Genomic DNA, 20,378 nt, shown 5'->3' on the forward strand with positions numbered 1-20,378 from the left:
AGAAAGAAGAAAAGCAGACTCGAGATAAAAAAACAAAAATTACTCCAATTTGCTAAATAAACCAAATAAACATATTGAAAATATGAATGATAAGTGATATAATGCTAATATTGTTCGTAAAAAATAGAAGGAGATTCATAATGGACAAACTATTTAAACTAAAAGAGAACGGGACGGACGTTCGTGCGGAGGTTCTCGCTGGTTTAACAACTTTCTTTGCAATGAGTTACATTCTCTTTGTAAATCCACAAATGCTTGCGCAGACAGGGATGCCTGCTCAAGGTGTCTTCCTAGCAACGATTATTGGTGCAGTAACTGGTACCCTGATGATGGCCTTCTATGCCAACCTGCCATACGCTCAAGCACCAGGTATGGGACTCAATGCCTTCTTTACCTTTACAGTCGTATTTGGGCTTGGTTATTCATGGCAAGAGGCCTTGGCTATGGTCTTTATCTGTGGGATTATTTCGCTAATCATTACCTTAACAAATGTTCGTAAAATGATTATTGAATCCATTCCCAATGCGCTTCGTTCGGCTATTTCAGCAGGTATCGGTGTCTTCCTTGCCTATGTAGGGATTAAGAATGCTGGTCTTTTGAAATTCTCTATTGATCCAGGAAGTTATACAGTTGCTGGTGAGGGTGCTGATAAGGCCCAAGCAGCCATTACAGCAAACTCTTCAGCAGTTCCAGGTCTGGTTAGCTTTAATAATCCGGCTGTTTTAGTGGCTATTGCAGGTTTGGCTATTACGATTTTCTTTGTTATTAAGGGCATTAAGGGAGGAATTATTCTTTCTATCTTAACAACGACAGTTCTTGCTATCGCTGTTGGTTTGGTTGATGTATCAAGCATTGATTTTTCTAATAACCATGTAGGTGCAGCCTTTGAAGATTTGAAGACAATCTTTGGTGCAGCACTTGGCTCACAAGGATTGGGGGCTTTAATCTCAGACACTGCTCGTCTACCGGAAACACTTCTGGCTATTCTGGCCTTCTCATTGACAGATATTTTTGACACAATTGGTACCTTGATTGGTACAGGTGAAAAAGTCGGTATCGTAGCGACAAATGGTGAAAATCACCAATCAGATAAGTTGGATAAGGCTCTTTACTCTGACTTGATTGGTACTTCAATTGGTGCTATCGCAGGTACTTCTAACGTGACAACCTATGTTGAGTCTGCAGCAGGTATCGGTGCAGGTGGACGTACTGGCTTGACTGCCTTGGTAGTTGCGATTTGTTTTGCAATTTCAAGTTTCTTTAGCCCACTGCTAGCTATCGTACCTTCATCTGCTACAGCTCCAATTTTGATTATCGTTGGGATTATGATGCTCGGTAGCTTGAAAAACATCCATTGGGATGATATGGCTGAAGCTGTCCCTGCCTTCTTTACATCTATCTTCATGGGATTCAGCTACTCTATCACACAAGGGATTGCAGTTGGTTTCTTGACTTATACATTAACAAAAGTTGTCAAAGGTCAAGCCAAGGATGTGCACGCGATGATTTGGATTTTGGATGCCTTGTTTATCCTTAACTATATCAGTATGGCGCTTTAAATGATATAATAGTAAGAAGGGGGTATAGCATGAAAGAAAAGACGATCTGGCGAGAGGTTTGGGACAGAGGGAAGTGGATCCTCATCCTTTTAGTAGCTTTTGTCCTATCACAATTTCCTTTAGGGTTATCCGCTTGGTTGACTTCTAGACAATTTCCTCTTTTGCAGTCAGGACTCTTAGTTGGTGCTTTATCTATTGTCGTTTTGGTAGTATTCATCATTGGTGCGCGAAAAACAAAGCTTGCTACCTTTAATCTATCCTTTTTTAAAGCTAAGGATCTAGCTCGCTTGGTATTGAGTTATCTAGCGATCTTTGCTACTAATTTGTTGGGCTCAGCTTTGCTTCGCATGATGAATGAAACAACGACAAGTAATCAATCAACGCTGAATGGTTTGGTTCAGAATAGTTCCTTGATTTCTACCTTCTTCTTGATTGTATTGGTTGCTCCGATTTGTGAGGAAATTCTGTGTCGTGGGATTATTCCCCAAAAGATCTTCCGTGGAAAAGAAAAACTAGGTTTTATTGTGGGTGCAATCGTCTTTGCCTTGCTCCATACGCCAACTAATTTGCCTTCTGTGATTATTTATGGAGGGATGTCAACGGTTTTAACTTGGACAGCCTACAAGACGGGACGTTTGGAGATGTCAATCCTGCTTCATATGATTCTCAATGGTATTGCTTTTTGTTTAATAGCCTTGGTAGTCTTGATTAGTAAAAATCTAGGCCTATCATTCTAAGCCATTGACCTACTTGGAAAAGATGAATACTAGCGTGTCCATCTTTTTCTTTTTATGGTAAAATAGAGAGATAATATGGTAAAGAACCTTAAGGAAGTGACCGTTATGTCCAATAAAGTCAGCCACGCAAAAACAGCTATTTGCGGCATTATCAATGTAACCCCAGACTCCTTTTCAGATGGTGGTCAATTTTTTGCTATTGACCAAGCGCTCCAGCAAGCTCGTAAATTGATAGCTGAAGGAGCGAGCATGCTAGATATCGGTGGGGAATCGACTCGCCCGGGTAGTAGCTATGTTGAGATAGAAGAGGAAATCCAGCGTGTTGTTCCAGTTATCAAAGCTATTTGCAAGGAAAGTGATGTCTTCATTTCCGTCGATACATGGAAAAGTCAGGTGGCAGAGGCTGCCTTGGCTGCTGGTGCCAATCTGGTAAATGATATCACTGGTCTCATGGGAGATGAGAAAATGGCGGATGTGGTTTCTAAGGCTGGAGCGAAAGTGGTTATCATGTTTAATCCAGTCATGGCGCGACCTCAGCACCCTAGCTCGCTCATATTTCCTCATTTTGGCTTTGGACAGGCTTTTACAGAGGAAGAATTAGCTGACTTTGAAAAAATGCCAATCGAAGACTTGATGAAGATTTTCTTTGATCGAGCTCTAGCGAGAGCGAATCAAGCTGGGATAGCAAGAGAAAATATCTTGCTGGATCCAGGGATTGGCTTTGGTCTGACCAAGAAAGAAAATCTACTCCTTCTACGGGATCTGGATAAATTACACCAGCAAGGCTATCCGATTTTTCTTGGAGTTTCGCGCAAGCGATTTGTTATCAATATCCTAGAAGAAAATGGTTTTGAAGTCAATCCTGAGACCGAACTTGGTTTCCACAATCGGGACACAGCTTCGGCTCATGTAACCAGTATCGCTGCGAGACAGGGTGTGGAAGTAGTGCGCGTGCATGACGTAGCAAGTCATAGGATGGCGGTTGAAATTGCCTCCGCTATTCGTCTAGCTGATGATGCAGAAAATCTAGATTTAAAACAATATAAATAAGATGAACAAAATTCAAAACAATCAGTGGCTTGCCCACTACCGGACGGATCAACCGCATTTTGGTTTGGAGCGAATGGTAGAACTCCTAGCTTTACGAGGCAATCCCCATCTCAAACTCAAGGTTATCCATATCGGCGGAACAAATGGTAAAGGTTCAACCATTGCTTTTTTGAAAAAGATGCTGGAAAAGCTAGGTCTGAGAGTTGGGATGTTCAACTCGCCCTATCTCATTCATTATACAGACCAGATTAACATCAATGGAGAATCCATCCCAGAAGCGAGGCTGGAGGCCCTCATGGCAGACTATCAGTCTTTGCTTGAGGGGGAGAGGAGCGCTGCATTACAAGGCACAACCGAGTTTGAGATTATCACAGCTATAGCTTATGATTACTTTGCCTCAGAGCGAGTAGACGTGGCCATCATGGAAGTCGGTATGGGCGGACTTTTGGATAGTACCAATGTCTGCCAGCCCATTTTGACAGGAATTACGACCATTGGATTGGACCATGTAGCCCTTTTAGGTGACAGCTTGGAAGCCATAGCAGATCAGAAGGCAGGTATTGTCAAACAAGGTATTCCCTTGGTGACAGGTCATATTGTTCCTGAAGCCTTGACTGTGATCGTTCCTATTGCAGAAGCTAAAAATGCGCCGAGACTTGTCTATGGAAGTGATTATCAAGTCAGTCATCAAGAAAGTGTGGTAGCGGGTGAAATTTTTGATTATACCAGTTCTGTCAGACAAGGTCGCTTTCAAACAGGTCTGATTGGTTTGCATCAGATAGAGAATGCGGGGATGGCACTTGCTCTCCTAGACACTTATTGCCAGGAGACTGGGCGAGAATTAGCAAGCAATGACTTGATTGGTCAAGCTCTGGAAGAAACAAGATGGCCAGGGCGTTTGGAGGTTGTGTCTAGTGACCCCTTGCTGCTTTTGGATGGGGCTCATAATCCCCATGCTATCAAGGCTTTGTTGGCAACCTTGCGAGAACGCTTTGCGGATTATCATAAGGAAATTCTCTTTACTTGCATCAAAACCAAGGCTTTGGAGGATATGCTGGATTTGCTAGAAACGGTGCCAGATAGTCAATTGACTTTAACCCATTTTGACGATAGTCGGGCGACTGATGAAAACGTGCTGAAAGAGGCAGCTAAGTCTAGAAATCTCAATTACCAAAACTGGCAGGAATTTTTAGAACAGAAAATGACAGAAGATAAAAAGAAAAAAACAGTTAGGATTGTCACGGGTTCCTTGTATTTCTTGAGCCAAGTGAGAGCCTATCTGATGGAGAGGAAGAACGAGAATGGATACACAAAAGATTGAAACGGCTGTAAAAATGATTATTGAGGCCGTCGGCGAGGATGTTAACCGCGAGGGATTACAGGAGACACCCGCTCGTGTAGCCAGTATGTATCAAGAGATTTTTTCAGGTCTTGGCCAAACTGCTGAGGAACATTTGTCAAAATCTTTTGAGATTATTGATGACAACATGGTAGTGGAAAAGGATATCTTTTTCCACACTATGTGTGAGCACCACTTCTTGCCATTTTATGGGAGAGCCCACATTGCCTACATTCCAGATGGACGTGTGGCAGGCTTGTCCAAGCTAGCCCGTACGGTTGAAGTTTATTCTAAAAAACCACAGATTCAAGAACGGTTGAATATCGAAGTGGTCGATGCCTTGATGGACTATCTGGGGGCTAAGGGAGCCTTTGTTGTCATTGAGGCCGAGCATATGTGTATGAGCATGCGCGGTGTCAGAAAACCAGGAACTGCAACCTTGACAACAGTAGCGCGAGGTGTATTTGAAACAGATAAAGACCTCCGAGACCAGGCTTATCGTTTAATGGGACTATAAAAAGAATCCGCTTCGTGCGGATTTTTCTAGAAAGGACTAGTTATGGATCAACTGCAGATTAAAGATTTGGAAATTTTTGCCTATCATGGTCTTTTTCCTAGTGAGAAGGAATTGGGGCAAAAGTTTGTCGTTTCAGCCATCCTATCCTATGATATGACCAAGGCGGCTACAGACTTGGATTTGACAGCCTCTGTCCATTACGGAGAATTGTGTCAGCAGTGGACGACCTGGTTTCAGGAAACTACTGAGGACTTGATTGAAACGGTAGCCTACAAACTAGTTGAACGTACCTTTGAGATCTATCCTCTTGTCCAAGAGATTGAGTTGGAACTCAAAAAACCTTGGGCTCCAGTGCATTTACCGTTGGATACCTGCTCGGTGACCATTCACCGTCGTAAGCAGCGGGCCTTTATTGCTCTTGGAAGCAATATGGGAGACAAAAAAGCAAACTTGGAGCAAGCCATTGACAAACTGCGAACTCGAGGTATCCATATTCGCAAAGAGTCCAGTGTCTTGACGACGGACCCTTGGGGGGGTGTGGAGCAAGATAGCTTTGCTAATCAAGTGGTTGAGGTAGAAACCTGGCTACCAGCACCAGTCTTGTTAGAAACATTATTAGCCATTGAGTCAGAAATGGGACGGGTGAGAGAAGTGCATTGGGGGCCTCGCTTGATTGATTTGGACCTGCTTTTTGTGGAGGACCAGATTATTTACACAGACGAGCTCATCTTGCCTCATCCTTATATAGCAGAACGCCGCTTTGTCCTTGAACCGTTAGTGGAAATAGCTCCCCATTTTATCCATCCAATCCTAAAGCAACCAATTCGTTACTTGGTTGACCAGTTGGAGCAAGGAAATGCCTAAACTTTCCGATACCTATAGCAAGTGGAAGAGTATCGGGGAGGGACTGCTTGCTATTTTAGGGCTTCTCTTGATTCGTTTTGGACAGGTTATGCCGCGGATAGGGTACCAGTTGCTGATGGGCTACTTTTCCTTATCAGCAGTTTGGCACTTGTTGACTCGCTGGTTTCAGGATAAAAAAGGTCGGGAAAATATCTTTGTAGCTCTGGCCAAGCTGGTGGTCGCGGCTCTCGTGTTTGACTCTATCATCTTGCAAGACCTTGCCCTCTATCTCCTTGTTTTTATCATTGCGAGCTACCAGCTGTTTACGGGCATCATTAGTCTTGTGACCTGGTCTCTCTATCGAAAAAATGCTATTCATCCTCGGCTTCACCATCTCTTTGATGCTGTACGGATGATAGGATTTGGGCTTTATAGCATCTCTCCTTTTCACGATGCAGCGAATTTTGAATTGCTCTTGCTTGGGTTTTACTTGCTCATGCTAGGAGCCAGTAGCCTTCGGGACGGTTTCTTTTTTGAAAAGATAGAAAATAATCCCAAGCTGAAACGACGAATGCGAATGCCCCTGCCTATCTTTGTGACAGCTTTGATCCCTATTAGCACCTTGCGCAAACTAAATGAGTGGCTGTCAAATCATGAAAGTCAAGAAGGGGAAGTCAGAAGACCTTGTTTGCTTATGGTCTGAGTTTGACGGACTAACAGAAAGCAGCCATCCAAGCTTGTCTAGCAGAGATAGAAGACCTGTTAATTCCCTGGGAACCAAGTTCACAGTTGATGAAAAGAAGAGAGGGAGAGGTCAAGCATACCTACTCCTACCAACAGAAAGAGGAAGCAGATGCGACTCTCTATAAATTCAGCTCATCTGAGTTTAAGACCTACTTTGTTCTCGGTACCAATTGTGTTTTGCTGGCAGACTCTATCGTAGGAAAAGCTGGGACTGATATATTGAGTCCCCAAGGTTTCATTGTGCCAGGGACTTATCAGGATTACCTTGATTTAGAGTATACAAAACCAAACGGTCTAGTTGTCAGTCGCTCTATTTATTAGAAAAAACTCTAGTTCCTCAGCAGTTTGCACCGAGAAGCTAGAGTTTTTAAAATAGGTCATTTTCTTCTGGAAGGAGGATGGTTTCTCTGCCGTCCAGGTCTAAAACAAGGACCCTAGGAGGGTAAAGCGGATCAAAAGGATGATTGAAATCAAAATCAATGCTAGTCGGAAGGTGCTGGCTAGAAAAATGGAAGGTGATGGCCCCCTTATTGTTGAGCAGTTGAAACTCAAGTTCTTCTTCTAATTCAAAGACATTTTTCAGAAAATGATCAATAATATACCATAAAGAGTCAATGACATCGTCAGGCAGGCTGGTCACGACACCAAAACTAGCAGAACGTCTCTGTCTATTTGTAAAAGCCATGTTTTCCTCCCTCATTTATTTTTCCTTATCATACAGCAAAATATCTCAAAAATCAAGAAATCGTACTCGCTTTTTCAAAATGAGAATGAAGAATGAAATTTTTTCAAAGTTTCTCTTAAAAATACTTGAAAGTGTTTACAATAAGTGATAAAATGGAGTAAGTAGATGCGTGAAAGCGAAATTTTCATTATAGAAAGGAAACGGAATGAACACAGATGATACAGTAACGATTTATGACGTTGCCCGTGAAGCAGGAGTTTCAATGGCAACGGTTAGCCGTGTCATTAATGGCAACAAGAATGTTAAAGAGAACACTCGAAAAAAAGTCTTAGAAGTGATTGAACGCTTGGACTATCGCCCCAATGCGGTAGCACGTGGTTTGGCTAGCAAGAAAACAACGACAGTTGGAGTTGTGATTCCTAACATTACCAACGGTTATTTCTCAACACTTGCTAAGGGGATTGACGACATTGCTGAAATGTACAAGTATAACATTGTCCTTGCAAATAGTGATGAGGATGATGAAAAGGAAGTTTCAGTGGTCAATACTCTCTTTTCAAAACAAGTCGATGGGATTATCTTTATGGGCTATCACTTGACTGAAAAAATTCGTTCAGAATTCTCTCGTTCACGGACACCGGTTGTTCTTGCTGGTACTGTGGATGTTGAACACCAACTTCCAAGTGTGAATATTGACTACAAGCAAGCAACGATTGATTCAGTGAGCTACCTTCTCAAAGAAAACGAAAAGATTGCTTTTGTAAGTGGATCACTTGTCGATGATATCAATGGTAAGGTTCGTTTGATTGGTTACAAGGAAGCGTTGAAAAAAGCCGGACATTCTTATAGCGAGGGCTTGGTCTTTGAGTCAAAATACAGCTATGACGATGGTTATGCCTTGGCAGAACGCTTGATTTCATCACAAGCTACAGCCGCAGTTGTAACAGGTGATGAATTGGCGGCGGGTGTGTTGAATGGTTTGGCTGACCACGGTGTATCTGTACCAGAAGAGTTTGAAATCATTACGACAGATGACTCTCAGATTGCACGATTCACTCGTCCAAACTTGACAACTATTGCTCAGCCTCTTTATGACCTAGGTGCTATCAGCATGCGTATGTTGACTAAGATTATGCATAAGGAAGAGTTGGAAGAACGCGAAGTTCTCCTACCTCATGGTTTGACAGAACGCCGCTCTACACGAAAACGTAGATAGAAAAATCAGGGAATCGTGAAGATTTCCTGATTTTACGTACTTGAGAAGAGGATTAGCCTTCCATATAGTCTTTTAAAGCCTGTCCTTTTAGTCCAGCATTAAGGGCAATTAATAATTTGAGGCGAGCTTTTTGAGCGTTGAGTTCTTTGACAAAGAAAACACCCGCTCGTTGCAACTGCACACCTCCACCTTGGTAGGCGTAGACAGGTTCAGCAATACCATTAAAACATCGTGAAACCAAGGCGACTGGAATCCCTTTTTGGAGGAGATTTTCCAACTTTTGAGCTGTTTCTTTGGGGACATTGCCTGCTCCAAAAGCCTGAATGACTAAGCCATCCAGCTGGTCTAAGTCTAACATATCAATCAGCTCATCTGTCATACCTGCATAGGCTGAGATGATGGGAACCAGACCTTGAATATGCTCGAGATCAAACCGGACACGAGGTTCAGCCGTTTTGAAGTAGAGGATTTCTTGCTTCATGATGAGGCCAAGTGGTCCATGTGTTGGGGTTTGAAAGGTGCTGACATTGGTCGTATGAGTTTTGGTAACATACTTGGCTGCGTGGAACTCGTCGTTCATGACGACCAGCACACCTTTGTCGGCTGCTTTATCATCGCTGGCAACTCGCAAAGCGCTCAGATAGTTATAAACACCATCGCTACCAAGTTCGTTTGAACTACGCATGGCCCCTGTTAGAACGATGGGGATGGATGGAATTTTCATGGTATCAAGGAAGTAAGCTGTTTCTTCTAAGGTATCTGTACCATGTGTGATGACAACCCCGTCGTAGTTATCAGCCTCCTCTTTGATTTTATGATAGAGTGCAAGCATATGTTTGGGTTTGATATGAGGACTGGGCAGATTAAAAAAGTTTAGGGCATGCACCTCAATCCCTTCAAGTGGATTGGAAACATGGTTCATGGGATTGTCCTGACTAGTTACAACGGCACCAGTGGCGTCTGCTTGCATGGAAATAGTCCCACCTGTATGTAAAACAAGGATTTTCTTAGGCATGATTTAGTCACTCTTTCTGAAATGTGGTATAATCATTGTAACACAAAAGGAGAGAATGGGATAGGATGGAAGTCAAGGCTGTTTTTTTTGATATCGATGGAACCTTGGTCAACGATCGCAAGAGTGTTTTGAAATCCACTAAGGACGCGATTAAGATTGTCAAAGAACAAGGGGTGCTTGTCGGCGTAGCGACAGGACGAGGCCCTTTTTTTGTTAAGGAATTGATGGACGATTTGGATCTGGATTTTGCGGTAACCTATAATGGCCAGTATATCTTTAATAAAGAAAGAGTCTTGTTTACGAGCCCTATTTCCAAGTTACACTTGCGCCAGCTAATTACTTATGCTAAAAAAGAGGGCAAGGAGATTGCCCTAGGGACCAAGGATGCCATGTTGGGTTCTAAAATCATGTCCTTTGGTTTGGGTTCTTTTTCTCAACGAATCAGTCGCTTCGTTCCCTCAGTTTTAACTCGGACGGTGAGTCATTCCTTTAATCGTATGGTCAGCAAGGTTGTTCCCCAAAAGGAAGAAGACCTGCTTCACCTGATGAATCAGCCTATCTACCAAGTTTTGATGCTGATGACGCCAGAAGAATCTGAGAAGGCGGCAGCTGATTTTGAAGACTTGAAATTGACACGTAGCAATCCTTTTGCAGCAGATGTCATCAATCAAGGAAACTCTAAATTGGAAGGTATACGTCGAGTCGGAAAAGAATATGGCTTTGACCTCAACCAAGTCATGGCTTTTGGTGACTCCGATAACGACCTAGAAATGCTGGCCGGTGTCGGTATGTCGGTCGCTATGGGAAATGGTAGTAGCAGTGTTAAGGAGGTGGCTAAGCACATTACCACCAGCAATCAGCAAGACGGAATCCACAAGGCCCTGGAACATTTTGGTGTTCTGGCCTCAGAAAAAGTCTTTGTCAGCCGTGACTATCATTTCAATAAGGTCAAGACCTTCCACCACATGATGGATGAACGAACCCAAGAAGAACCACGAGCTTGGGATTTAGAAGGTGCAACCCACAGGGCTGGCTTTAAAATAGAAGAATTGGTGGAGTTTGTTCGAGCTGCCAGCCCTTCTGAAGAGGATTTTAGTCAAGCTCTATTGCAACTTCATCAGGCTCTTGATAAGGCGGCAGATAAAGTAGCTAAGAAGACGCCTGCCCAGCAAGATTTGATAGGGCAAGTGGATGCCTTGATTGACACGCTTTACTTCACCTATGGTAGTTTTGTTTTGATGGGGGTGGACCCAGAACGTATTTTTGACATTGTCCATCAGGCCAATATGGGGAAAATTTTCCCAGATGGCAAGACCCATTTTGATCCAGTGACCCACAAAATCTTAAAACCAGATGATTGGGAAGAAAAATATGCTCCAGAACCTGCTATTAAAAAGGAACTGCAGCGCCAGCTCAAGGCTTATGAACGCCATAAAGAGAGAAATAAACAGTAAACAAAAAGGAGCTCTGGGCTCCTTTTCTTCGTGATTATAAGGTTTTTTCTTGTTCTCTCACAACCAGCAAATCGACCTTAGCATGGCGGAGGATGTATTCAGATGAAGATCCGACCAAGAGGCGTTCAAAGGCGTTGAGACCAGTTGCGCCAACGAGAATGAGGTCCACTTCCTCTGCATCTGGAATAGTACGTGCCAAGAGAGTCTTTGGATTTCCCATTTCAATAACGATGTGAACATCTGTCACACCAGCATCTTTCGCACGTTTTTCGTACTCTTTCATCAAACTTTCAGCGTCGACTTGGAGTTCTTCGTAAACTTCAGCATCAAAGGTGGATACGCTTTGGAGTGCGCGTGTGTCAATGACATGAGCGATGGTGAGTTTAGCGTCGTTTCGTAGAGCAGAATGAACTCCCTTGACAAAAGCCAAGTCCGCTTCCTTAGAACCATCGATTGCGACCATAATATTTTGGTAACGTTGTGCCATAATGAAACCTCCTGAAATTTTCTTACTATAATTGTAAACCTTTTTACTATAGAAGTAAAGTAAAAAAAGTATTTTTCAAAAGAATGTTAGCGCTTAAAAACTATATAAATATATGATAAAATAAAAGAAAGGATAGCAGGAAACAAGTGAAGGGAGGGAGAATGATGAAAAACTCTTTTCAAGAATCAAAAAAATCAAATTTCCTTTATTATGGAATCATCCTAGCCTCTGTCTTGGTAGAAGTGATTATGATCTGGCAATTAGATAGGTTGATTCCGCTTCTTTATCCAGGTTTTGTTGGCTTTTTAGTCTTTCATTTACTCTACCATTTGGTATTATTCCTAGTCGCTAAAAGAAGTGGTCGCTGGGATTACTTGATGATATGGGGGCTTTTCCTCATGTTTAATCTTCTCTATGACTCCTTTCTAGGCTTGCTTTTTCTAGGTTTATCTTTTGGTATGTGATGTTTTTTGGCAAAACACCTGCTATCTCAACTGTCTTGACCTCGCTTTTAGTGAGGTTTTTATTCTATCTGAATCTAGTAACACATTTCAGCAAACTTGTCGCATTCTCTTTCTAGTGGTATAATGTTACTATCCTGACGAATTGAGGAAAAAAGATGAAAGAATTTAACAAATCTAGCAAGCTAGAGCATGTTGCTTATGATATCCGTGGTCCTGTTTTAGAAGAAGCCATGCGGATGCGAGCAAATGGAGAAAAGATTTTACGCTTGAATACAGGGAATCCAGCAGAATTTGGCTTTACAGCGCCGGATGAGGTCATTCATGATTTGATTATGAATGCGCGTGATAGCGAAGGGTACTCTGATTCTAAAGGGATTTTCTCAGCCCGTAAGGCTATCATGCAGTATTGCCAACTGAAGAAATTCCCAAATGTGGATATTGATGATATTTACCTTGGAAATGGTGTCAGTGAGCTGATTGTCATGTCCATGCAGGGACTTTTGGACAATGGAGATGAGGTCTTGGTTCCTATGCCGGACTATCCTCTCTGGACAGCGGCTGTCAGCCTAGCTGGGGGAAATGCTGTTCACTATATCTGTGATGAGGCTGCAGAATGGTACCCTGATATTGACGATATCAAGTCAAAAATCACTTCAAATACCAAGGCTATTATTCTCATCAATCCCAATAATCCGACAGGAGCCCTTTATCCCAAGGAACTCTTGTTAGAGATTATCGAGATTGCACGTCAAAACGACTTGATTATTTTTGCGGATGAAATCTACGACCGTATGGTCATGGACGGTCATGAGCATGTCTCAGTAGCTAGTCTAGCTCCAGATGTCTTCTGTGTTAGCATGAATGGGCTTTCAAAATCTCACCGCATCGCTGGTTTCCGTGTAGGGTGGATGGTCTTATCTGGACCTAAGACACATGTCAAAGGCTATATTGAAGGTCTTAATATGCTGTCCAACATGCGCCTTTGTTCTAACGTTTTGGCCCAGCAAGTCGTACAAACCTCGCTAGGTGGGCACCAGTCAGTGGATGAATTGCTCCTTCCTGGTGGACGGATCTACGAGCAAAGAAACTTCATTTACAATGCCATTCAAGATATTCCTGGTTTATCTGCTGTTAAACCCAAAGCCGGACTTTATATTTTCCCTAAAATTGACCGCAATATGTATCGCATTGATGATGATGAACAGTTTGTCCTCAATTTCTTGAAGCAAGAGAAGGTTCTCTTGGTTCATGGTCGCGGTTTTAATTGGCAGGAAGCAGACCATTTCCGTATTGTTTACCTTCCACGTGTGGACGAATTGGCGCAAATCCAAGAAAAGATGACTCGTTTCTTGAAACAGTATCGTAGATAGGGCTTACATTCGAAAAAGCTGGAAACATTTGCCTAGAGCTATTGACAAAAGTATCAGAATCAGATAGAATAGAAAAGTATGTTTAGTAACTGATCACTTTATAGCCGGCTAAACGAATACAAAATCTATGAGGAGGTATTCATCGTGAAACGTACTTATCAACCAAGTAAAATTCGTCGTGCGCGCAAACACGGATTCCGTAACCGTATGTCAACTAAAAACGGTCGTCGCGTATTGGCAGCTCGTCGTCGTAAAGGACGCAAAGTTTTGGCTGCATAATCCAAACAAATTCAGCAAAGAAGCCAGTAGGAACTCGAGTCTACTGGCTTTTCTTTTTATCTTAAAGGGTGCATTGTCCACGAAATCGTCAATTTCAAATGGAACTCATGGAGGGCTCATTTAAAAGGTCACATACAAAAAACTCAAAACCAGATATAAGTTACTGATTTTGAGTTTTTGTTTATTCTTTTAAGTGAAAAGAGTAGCTAGCGACAACGACGTCTTCGTGCCATCTGAGAGCGTATTTTAGTTTGAGGCTCATTTGATTGTGCAGGATATTTTGTCAAGGTTTATTAGGGATAAACTGGGGAACGAGGACAGTGACTGTATAGTTCTTTTTCTGGGCATCCTCAGAGATTCGTTTGACATACTTGACAGTAGGGGTGATGATGTAGCGGTAGCTGGTATTGATATTCTTCAGAGTGATATTTGGGAAATAATCGGCAAATTCCTGAAGGATTTCTTGATCTTTTTCTGCTGTTTCCTTGGTAGAAATATGCATGGCTAGGACTTCATCACCGATACTTTGAGCGTAGTTAATGGCTCCGACGCTGACTCGGGTGACATTAACTACTAGGACTAGAACCAGATTGCCGTCGTAAGTAGGTTTTTCGATTCCTTCATAGAGTCGCAGTTGTTGGGATACTTTTTGGTAATGACTGTGAATGGCCAAGAAGAGTAGGGTGAGTACGAGAATAATCGGGAAGAAAGGTCAGATATCACTGATACGGAAAAAGAGCAAGATTAGTACAATCGCGTAGCAAATGATGGCCCCAAGGATATTGGCAAGGGCAGATTTTAAGAAGTTTGCTCCTTTTTCCAATGGTGAATCATCCCAGTCTGAGAAAGGGCAAAGGGAACGAAGACTCCGATAGCATAAAGGGGAATCAAACGTTCGGTATTACCATTAAAAATGAGAAGAAGGATCATAGCTCCAAAGGCCAGAGTTAAGATTCCGTTGGAGTAGCCTAGGCGGTCTCCTTTTTCCATAAAGAGATGGGGCATGTAGTTGTTTTTAGCCATATTGTAGGACAGCATAGGGAAGGCTGAAAAGCCAGTATTTGCAGCTACAGCTAGAATCAAGGCTGTGGAGAATTGTAAGAGATAGTAGCTAGCATGACCAAAGAAGGAATTACCAAGGATGCCTTGAGCCATCTGTGAAAGAATAGTTTCTCCGTGTTGAGGCATAATCCCCATCCAGTAGTTTAGGAAGATAATACCTGCAAAAAGAAAACCTAGAATCAGTGACATGATGGTCAAAGTCTGAGCAGCATTCTTTTCTTTCGGAGTTTTAAAAAATGGTACCGCATTTGAAATAGCCTCAATCCCTGTCAGAGAGGCAGAGCCACTGGTAAAGGCTCTCAATAGGAGAACGATAGACAGACTCGGTACAGCATGCCCGATAGGAGAAGTTGTCTGATAGCTGGGAGAACCTGTCATTAGTTGAAAGATTCCATAGAGCAAGAGAAAGACTGTACTGATGATAAAGAGATAGACAGGAATCATCAGTGAACTGGCAGATTCTTTTAAGCCCCGTAAGTTCAAGAGCATGAGCAAGCAAACCAGAAAAATGGAGATGTGGAGGTTGTAAGGGTGGAGAGCAGGGGTGGCTGCAGTAATAGCATCAGCTCCAGAAGCAACGGATACGACTACTGTCAGCATATAGTCAACAAGGAGGCTGCCTCCTGCATTCAAGCCTAGTTCAGGGGAGAGATTTTCCCGAGTGACCATATAAGCTCCTCCACCTTGAGGATAGGCATGAATGATTTGACGATAGGAAGTGGTCAAACTAGCGAGGAGTAAGAGGACAAAAATACCGATGGGGCGGCTCCACCAAATAGCGAGAGGAGAGAGACTGACTAATACGAGAATGACTTGTTCGGGTCCATAGACAATAGAAGACAGATCATCACTGGATAATATTGCAAGTGCCTGCATTTTTCCCAACAATCCCCCTTAGCCGTCTGTGAGAGACTTGAGTGGTCGACCGATAAAGATATATTTTAATTTTCTAAACATTTTCTTGTCCTTTGTTGAAAATTTCAATAAGCTTTATTATACTGCTTTGAAAAAGGGCAGTCAAGGGAGAATGACTGGTATTAGAATATTTTTACAAGCCGAGGGATGTTATTTTTGGTATAATAGATGGAAGAAAACGAGGTTAGAAGAGATGATTTTTGATACACATACACACTTGAATGTAGAAGAATTTGCTGGTCGTGAGGCAGAAGAAATCGCCTTGGCTGCTGAGATGGGTGTGACACAGATGAATATTGTTGGTTTTGATAAACCGACGATAGAGCGTGCCTTGGAGTTGGTAGATGAGTATGACCAACTTTACGCGACTATTGGTTGGCATCCGACAGAAGCTGGGACGTATACAGAGGAGATTGAAGCCTACTTGCTTGACAAGCTCAAGCATCCCAAGGTTGTTGCTTTAGGTGAGATTGGTTTGGATTATCATTGGATGACAGCGCCAAAAGAGGTGCAGGAGCAGGTTTTTCGCCGTCAGATTCAGCTATCTAAGGACTTGGATTTGCCTTTTGTTGTCCATACCCGTGATGCGCTGGAAGATACCTATGAGATTATCAAAAGTGAGGGCGTTGGTCCTCGAGGTGGCATCATGCATTCATTTTCGGGAACTCTTGAATGGGCAGAGAAGTTTGTCGCGCTTGGCATGACTATTTCCTTCTCAGGAGTGGTGACTTTCAAGAAGGCAACTGACATCCAAGAAGCAGCTAAAGAGTTACCTTTGGATAAGATTTTGGTGGAAACAGATGCGCCTTACTTAGCACCTGTACCCAAGCGTGGTCGTGAAAATAAAACAGCCTACACTCGCTATGTAGTGGACTTTATCGCTGACTTGCGTGGGATGACGGCAGAAGAGCTAGCGGCGGTAACAACTGCAAATGCAGAACGAATTTTTGGATTGGACAGCAAGTAATGAAAGAGAAAATTTCCCAAGTTATCGTGGTGGAAGGTCGCGATGATACGGCAAATCTCAAACGTTACTTCGATGTAGAAACCTATGAGACACGAGGTTCTGCCATCAATGACCAGGATCTAGAGCGGATTCAGTGCCTGCACCAACGTCATGGAGTCATTGTCTTTACAGACCCAGATTTTAATGGGGAGCGGATTCGTCGTATGATTATGACGGCTATTCCAACAGTGCAACATGCTTTTCTCAAACGAGATGAAGCTGCTCCTAAGTCCAAGACCAAGGGACGTTCTCTGGGAATTGAACATGCTAGCTATGAAGACCTGAAAACGGCTCTAGCTCAGGTGACAGAACAATTTGAACATGAGAGCCAGTTTGATATCAGCCGTAGCGACTTGATCCGCCTTGGTTTTCTAGCAGGAGCAGATAGCCGTAAGCGACGAGAATATCTAGGAGAGGCTCTCCGAATTGGCTATTCCAACGGCAAGCAACTCCTCAAACGCCTAGAGTTGTTCGGGGTCACCTTGGCAGAAGTGGAAGAAGCTATGAAATCTTATGAGGACAGCTAAGCAGACCCCAAATGTAAGGGGAATGTGTTACAATAGAAGTAACAGATAGTAGAAAAGAGAATAGATGAGAATTGCAGATTATAGCGTGACCAAGGCAGTGCTGGAGCGTCACGGTTTTACCTTTAAAAAGTCCTTTGGGCAAAATTTCTTGACGGATACCAATATCCTACAAAAAATCGTGGATACGGCTGAGATTGATGACCAGGTTAATGTCATCGAAATCGGGCCAGGGATTGGTGCCTTGACAGAATTTTTGGCTGAGCGTTCAGCTCAAGTCATGGCATTTGAGATTGACCACCGTTTGGTACCGATTTTGGCAGATACTCTGCGTGATTTCGACAATGTTACAGTGGTTAATGAGGATATTCTCAAGGTCGATTTGGCGCAACATATCCAGAATTTCAAAAATCCTGACCTGCCAATCAAGGTAGTAGCTAACTTGCCTTACTACATCACGACGCCTATTCTCATGCACTTGATTGAGAGTGGCATTCCTTTTAGTGAATTTGTGGTCATGATGCAAAAAGAGGTAGCTGACCGCATTTCCGCTCAACCGAATACCAAGGCTTATGGTAGCTTGTCGATTGCGGTTCAGTACTACATGACAGCCAAGGTTGCCTTTATCGTACCTCGTACGGTCTTTGTGCCAGCGCCAAATGTGGACTCAGCCATTTTAAAAATGGTGCGTCATCCAGAGCCAGCCGTAGTAGTGGAAGACGAGAACTTCTTCTTTAAGGTTTCCAAGGCTAGTTTCACTCATCGTCGTAAGACCTTGTGGAACAATTTGACAGGCTACTTTGGCAAGACCGAAGAAGTCAAGGAGAAATTGACCAAGTCCTTGGATCAAGCGGGCTTGTCACCAAGTGTGCGTGGGGAAGCTCTCAGCTTGGCAGAATTTGCCAGTCTAGCAGATGCACTTAAAGGGCAAGGACTCTAAGATGCAGGGACAAATTATTAAAGCCTTGGCAGGATTCTACTATGTGGAAAGCGATGGCCAGGTTTATCAAACACGGGCGCGTGGGAATTTCCGTAAAAAAGGCCATACCCCTTACGTTGGGGATTGGGTAGATTTTTCTGCCGAGGAAAATTCAGAAGGTTATATCCTCAAAATTCACGAACGGAAAAACAGTCTGGTTCGCCCACCTATTGTCAATATTGACCAAGCTGTAGTAATCATGTCTGTCAAGGAACCTGATTTTAACAGCAATTTGCTAGATCGGTTCTTAGTTCTTTTGGAGCACAAGGGCATCCATCCTATTGTTTATATTTCTAAAATGGACCTGCTGGAAGATAGAGGAGAACTGGATTTTTACCAACAAACTTATGGTGACATTGGCTATGACTTTGTGACCAGTAAAGAGGGGCTCCTGCCTTTATTAACAGGTAAAGTGACGGTCTTTATGGGGCAGACAGGTGTTGGGAAGTCAACTCTTCTCAATAAAATCGCACCGGATCTTAATCTTGAGACAGGAGAAATATCAGATAGTCTGGGGCGCGGTCGCCATACCACTCGAGCTGTTAGTTTTTACAACCTTAATGGGGGTAAAATCGCGGACACACCAGGTTTTTCATCATTGGATTATGAAGTATCAACGGCTGAAGACCTCAATCAGGCCTTTCCAGAGCTTGCCAGTGTCAGTCGAGATTGTAAGTTCCGTGCTTGTACCCATACCCATGAGCCGTCTTGTGCGGTCAAGCCAGCAGTTGAAGAAGGTACCATTGCACCCTTCCGTTTTGACAACTACCTGCAATTCCTCAGCGAAATTGAAAATCGCAGAGAAACCTATAAAAAAGTCAGCAAAAAAATTCCAAAATAAGGAGAAACCTATGTCTCAATACAAGATTGCTCCGTCAATTCTGGCAGCAGATTATGCCAACTTTGAACGTGAAATCAAACGCCTAGAAGCAACTGGGGCAGAATATGCCCATATCGATATCATGGATGGTCACTTTGTACCACAAATCAGTTTTGGTGCAGGTGTGGTTGAAGCTCTTCGTCCCCATAGTAAGATGGTCTTTGACTGTCACTTGATGGTGGCTAATCCAGAGCATCATTTAGAAGACTTTGCGCGTGCGGGTGCGGATATCATCAGCATCCATGTGGAAGCAACTCCCCATATTCATGGTGCCCTCCAAAAAATTCGCTCTCTCGGCGTTAAACCTTCGGTCGTTATCAATCCTGGTACGCCTGTTGAAGCCATTAAGCACGTTCTTCACCTAGTTGACCAAGTCTTAGTCATGACAGTGAACCCAGGCTTTGGTGGACAAGCCTTTCTACCAGAGACCATGGATAAGGTCCGTGAGTTGGTTGCTCTTCGTGATGAAAAAGGCTTGAACTTTGAAATCGAGGTGGATGGCGGGATTGATGACCAAACTATTGCCCAAACCAAAGAAGCTGGTGCGACAGTTTTTGTAGCAGGTTCCTATGTCTTTAAGGGAGATGTCAATGAGCGAGTACAAACTCTCAGAAAACAACTGGACTAGGGTTGCCGTTTTTGCCGGTGGAGACCGTGGTCATTATCGGAAGGATTTTGATTGCTTTGTCGGTGTGGATCGAGGCTCGCTCTGGGTCTTGGAAGAAGATTTGCCTCTTGCTCTAGCAGTTGGAGATTTTGATTCTGTCACTGCAGAAGAGCGACAGGTGATTCAAAAATGTGCCCAGCATTTTGTCCAAGCCCGACCAGAAAAAGATGATACGGATCTGGAACTGGCTCTCTTGACTATCTTTGAACAAAATCCTCAGGCTCAAGTTACTATTTTCGGTGCTTTGGGTGGTCGTATTGACCATATGTTGGCCAATGTCTTTCTGCCTAGCAATCCCAAATTAGCACCCTTTATGCGCCAGATAGAAATTGAGGATGGGCAAAACTTGATTACCTATTGTCCGGAAGGGGCCAGTCAGCTACAGACTCGTTCAGACTATGACTATCTAGCCTTTATGCCGGTTCGGGATAGCCAGTTGACCATTCTTGGTGCCAAGTATGAGTTAACAGAGGAAAATTTTTTCTTTAAAAAAGTGTACGCTTCTAACGAATATATAGATAGGGAAGTGTCGGTGACTTGCCCGGATGGCTATGTAGTCGTACTGCATAGCAAGGACAGGAGGTAG

At 43.2% G+C, this 20,378-nt stretch carries 20 protein-coding genes and 2 pseudogenes; 18 read left to right on the plus strand and 4 right to left on the minus strand.

Annotated features, from left to right (window positions below; genetic code table 11):
* The first annotated feature begins 140 nt into the window (after nt 1-140).
* The 7 genes and pseudogenes from OVN21_RS01175 to OVN21_RS01205 all read left to right on the plus strand — a co-directional run bounded on the left by OVN21_RS01175 (nt 141) and on the right by OVN21_RS01205 (nt 7,110).
* Nucleotides 141-1,559 carry an NCS2 family permease gene (locus tag OVN21_RS01175; RefSeq protein WP_267246934.1) on the plus strand — a complete coding sequence of 473 codons (1,419 nt, stop codon included), beginning with the start codon at nt 141-143 and terminating at the stop codon, nt 1,557-1,559.
* Between the two features lie 29 nt (nt 1,560-1,588).
* A complete protein-coding gene (locus tag OVN21_RS01180; RefSeq protein ID WP_267246935.1) occupies nt 1,589-2,296 on the plus strand; it encodes a CPBP family intramembrane glutamic endopeptidase in 708 nt (235 codons plus the stop codon).
* A gap of 75 nt (nt 2,297-2,371) precedes the next feature.
* Nucleotides 2,372-3,346, plus strand: coding sequence for a dihydropteroate synthase (folP, locus tag OVN21_RS01185; RefSeq protein ID WP_267246936.1), 975 nt, complete (start codon nt 2,372-2,374; stop codon nt 3,344-3,346).
* Between the two features lies 1 nt (nt 3,347).
* A complete protein-coding gene (locus OVN21_RS01190; protein WP_267246937.1) occupies nt 3,348-4,667 on the plus strand; it encodes a bifunctional folylpolyglutamate synthase/dihydrofolate synthase in 1,320 nt (439 codons plus the stop codon).
* Nucleotides 4,648-5,202 (plus strand): GTP cyclohydrolase I FolE, encoded by a 555-nt coding sequence (folE, locus tag OVN21_RS01195; protein WP_267246938.1) that lies wholly within the window; start codon nt 4,648-4,650, stop codon nt 5,200-5,202. The genes OVN21_RS01190 and folE overlap by 20 nt, the downstream gene beginning before the upstream one ends.
* 42 nt (nt 5,203-5,244) lie before the next feature.
* On the plus strand, nt 5,245-6,066 hold the full coding sequence (gene folK, locus OVN21_RS01200) for a 2-amino-4-hydroxy-6-hydroxymethyldihydropteridine diphosphokinase (protein ID WP_267246939.1): 822 nt from the start codon (nt 5,245-5,247) through the stop codon (nt 6,064-6,066).
* Nucleotides 6,059-7,110, plus strand: a pseudogene (locus OVN21_RS01205) (DUF308 domain-containing protein). Before folK ends, OVN21_RS01205 begins: the two are co-directional and overlap by 8 nt.
* Before the next feature lie 46 nt (nt 7,111-7,156).
* Here the strand turns inward: OVN21_RS01205 and OVN21_RS01210 are convergent.
* Nucleotides 7,157-7,474: a DUF960 domain-containing protein gene (locus tag OVN21_RS01210; RefSeq protein ID WP_267246940.1), complete on the minus strand. Its 318-nt coding sequence runs from the start codon at nt 7,472-7,474 to the stop codon at nt 7,157-7,159.
* Nucleotides 7,475-7,679: 205 nt separating this feature from the next.
* Here OVN21_RS01210 and ccpA point away from each other — a divergent pair, with 205 nt between their 5' ends.
* Nucleotides 7,680-8,690 carry a catabolite control protein A gene (gene ccpA, locus OVN21_RS01215; protein WP_267246941.1) on the plus strand — a complete coding sequence of 337 codons (1,011 nt, stop codon included), beginning with the start codon at nt 7,680-7,682 and terminating at the stop codon, nt 8,688-8,690.
* Nucleotides 8,691-8,742: 52 nt separating this feature from the next.
* On the opposite strand, the gene OVN21_RS01220 is transcribed toward ccpA, so the two are convergent.
* Nucleotides 8,743-9,705: an asparaginase gene (locus OVN21_RS01220; protein WP_267246942.1), complete on the minus strand. Its 963-nt coding sequence runs from the start codon at nt 9,703-9,705 to the stop codon at nt 8,743-8,745.
* Between the two features lie 65 nt (nt 9,706-9,770).
* On the opposite strand from OVN21_RS01220, the gene OVN21_RS01225 reads away from it, so the two are divergent.
* Nucleotides 9,771-11,159 carry a Cof-type HAD-IIB family hydrolase gene (locus OVN21_RS01225; protein ID WP_267246943.1) on the plus strand — a complete coding sequence of 463 codons (1,389 nt, stop codon included), beginning with the start codon at nt 9,771-9,773 and terminating at the stop codon, nt 11,157-11,159.
* 34 nt (nt 11,160-11,193) lie between these two features.
* Here the strand turns inward: OVN21_RS01225 and OVN21_RS01230 are convergent, their stop codons facing one another.
* Nucleotides 11,194-11,646 (minus strand): universal stress protein, encoded by a 453-nt coding sequence (locus tag OVN21_RS01230; RefSeq protein WP_000079152.1) that lies wholly within the window; start codon nt 11,644-11,646, stop codon nt 11,194-11,196.
* Nucleotides 11,647-11,807: 161 nt separating this feature from the next.
* On the opposite strand from OVN21_RS01230, the gene OVN21_RS01235 reads away from it, so the two are divergent.
* The 3 genes from OVN21_RS01235 (at nt 11,808) to rpmH (ending at nt 13,759) form a co-directional block, all read left to right on the plus strand.
* A complete protein-coding gene (locus tag OVN21_RS01235) occupies nt 11,808-12,110 on the plus strand; it encodes a hypothetical protein (RefSeq protein WP_267246944.1) in 303 nt (100 codons plus the stop codon).
* Between the two features lie 155 nt (nt 12,111-12,265).
* On the plus strand, nt 12,266-13,480 hold the full coding sequence (locus OVN21_RS01240) for a pyridoxal phosphate-dependent aminotransferase (protein WP_267246945.1): 1,215 nt from the start codon (nt 12,266-12,268) through the stop codon (nt 13,478-13,480).
* A 144-nt stretch (nt 13,481-13,624) separates the two neighbouring features.
* Nucleotides 13,625-13,759: a 50S ribosomal protein L34 gene (rpmH, locus tag OVN21_RS01245; RefSeq protein ID WP_000831902.1), complete on the plus strand. Its 135-nt coding sequence runs from the start codon at nt 13,625-13,627 to the stop codon at nt 13,757-13,759.
* Nucleotides 13,760-13,940: 181 nt separating this feature from the next.
* Here rpmH and OVN21_RS01250 read toward each other — a convergent pair.
* A pseudogene (locus OVN21_RS01250) lies at nt 13,941-15,778 on the minus strand (APC family permease).
* A 151-nt stretch (nt 15,779-15,929) separates the two neighbouring features.
* On the opposite strand from OVN21_RS01250, the gene OVN21_RS01255 reads away from it, so the two are divergent.
* The 6 genes from OVN21_RS01255 to OVN21_RS01280 all read left to right on the plus strand — a co-directional run bounded on the left by OVN21_RS01255 (nt 15,930) and on the right by OVN21_RS01280 (nt 20,378).
* Nucleotides 15,930-16,703 carry a TatD family hydrolase gene (locus OVN21_RS01255; protein ID WP_261028364.1) on the plus strand — a complete coding sequence of 258 codons (774 nt, stop codon included), beginning with the start codon at nt 15,930-15,932 and terminating at the stop codon, nt 16,701-16,703.
* The gene (gene rnmV, locus OVN21_RS01260; protein ID WP_267246946.1) at nt 16,703-17,269 is read left to right on the plus strand and encodes a ribonuclease M5; all 567 of its coding nucleotides are present in this window, start codon (nt 16,703-16,705) and stop codon (nt 17,267-17,269) included. Before OVN21_RS01255 ends, rnmV begins: the two co-directional genes overlap by 1 nt.
* A 64-nt stretch (nt 17,270-17,333) precedes the next feature.
* Entirely contained in the window at nt 17,334-18,206 is an 873-nt protein-coding gene (gene rsmA / locus OVN21_RS01265) for a 16S rRNA (adenine(1518)-N(6)/adenine(1519)-N(6))-dimethyltransferase RsmA (protein ID WP_267246947.1), read from the plus strand.
* Between the two features lies 1 nt (nt 18,207).
* Nucleotides 18,208-19,086, plus strand: a complete 879-nt coding sequence (gene rsgA / locus OVN21_RS01270) for a ribosome small subunit-dependent GTPase A (protein WP_267246948.1) — start codon at nt 18,208-18,210, stop codon at nt 19,084-19,086.
* A 10-nt stretch (nt 19,087-19,096) separates the two neighbouring features.
* Nucleotides 19,097-19,753, plus strand: coding sequence for a ribulose-phosphate 3-epimerase (gene rpe / locus OVN21_RS01275; protein WP_267246949.1), 657 nt, complete (start codon nt 19,097-19,099; stop codon nt 19,751-19,753).
* A complete protein-coding gene (locus OVN21_RS01280; RefSeq protein WP_267246950.1) occupies nt 19,716-20,378 on the plus strand; it encodes a thiamine diphosphokinase in 663 nt (220 codons plus the stop codon). The genes rpe and OVN21_RS01280 overlap by 38 nt, the downstream gene beginning before the upstream one ends.

The organism is Streptococcus sp. Marseille-Q5986 (genome assembly GCF_946902915.1).
Taxonomy (GTDB): domain Bacteria; phylum Bacillota; class Bacilli; order Lactobacillales; family Streptococcaceae; genus Streptococcus.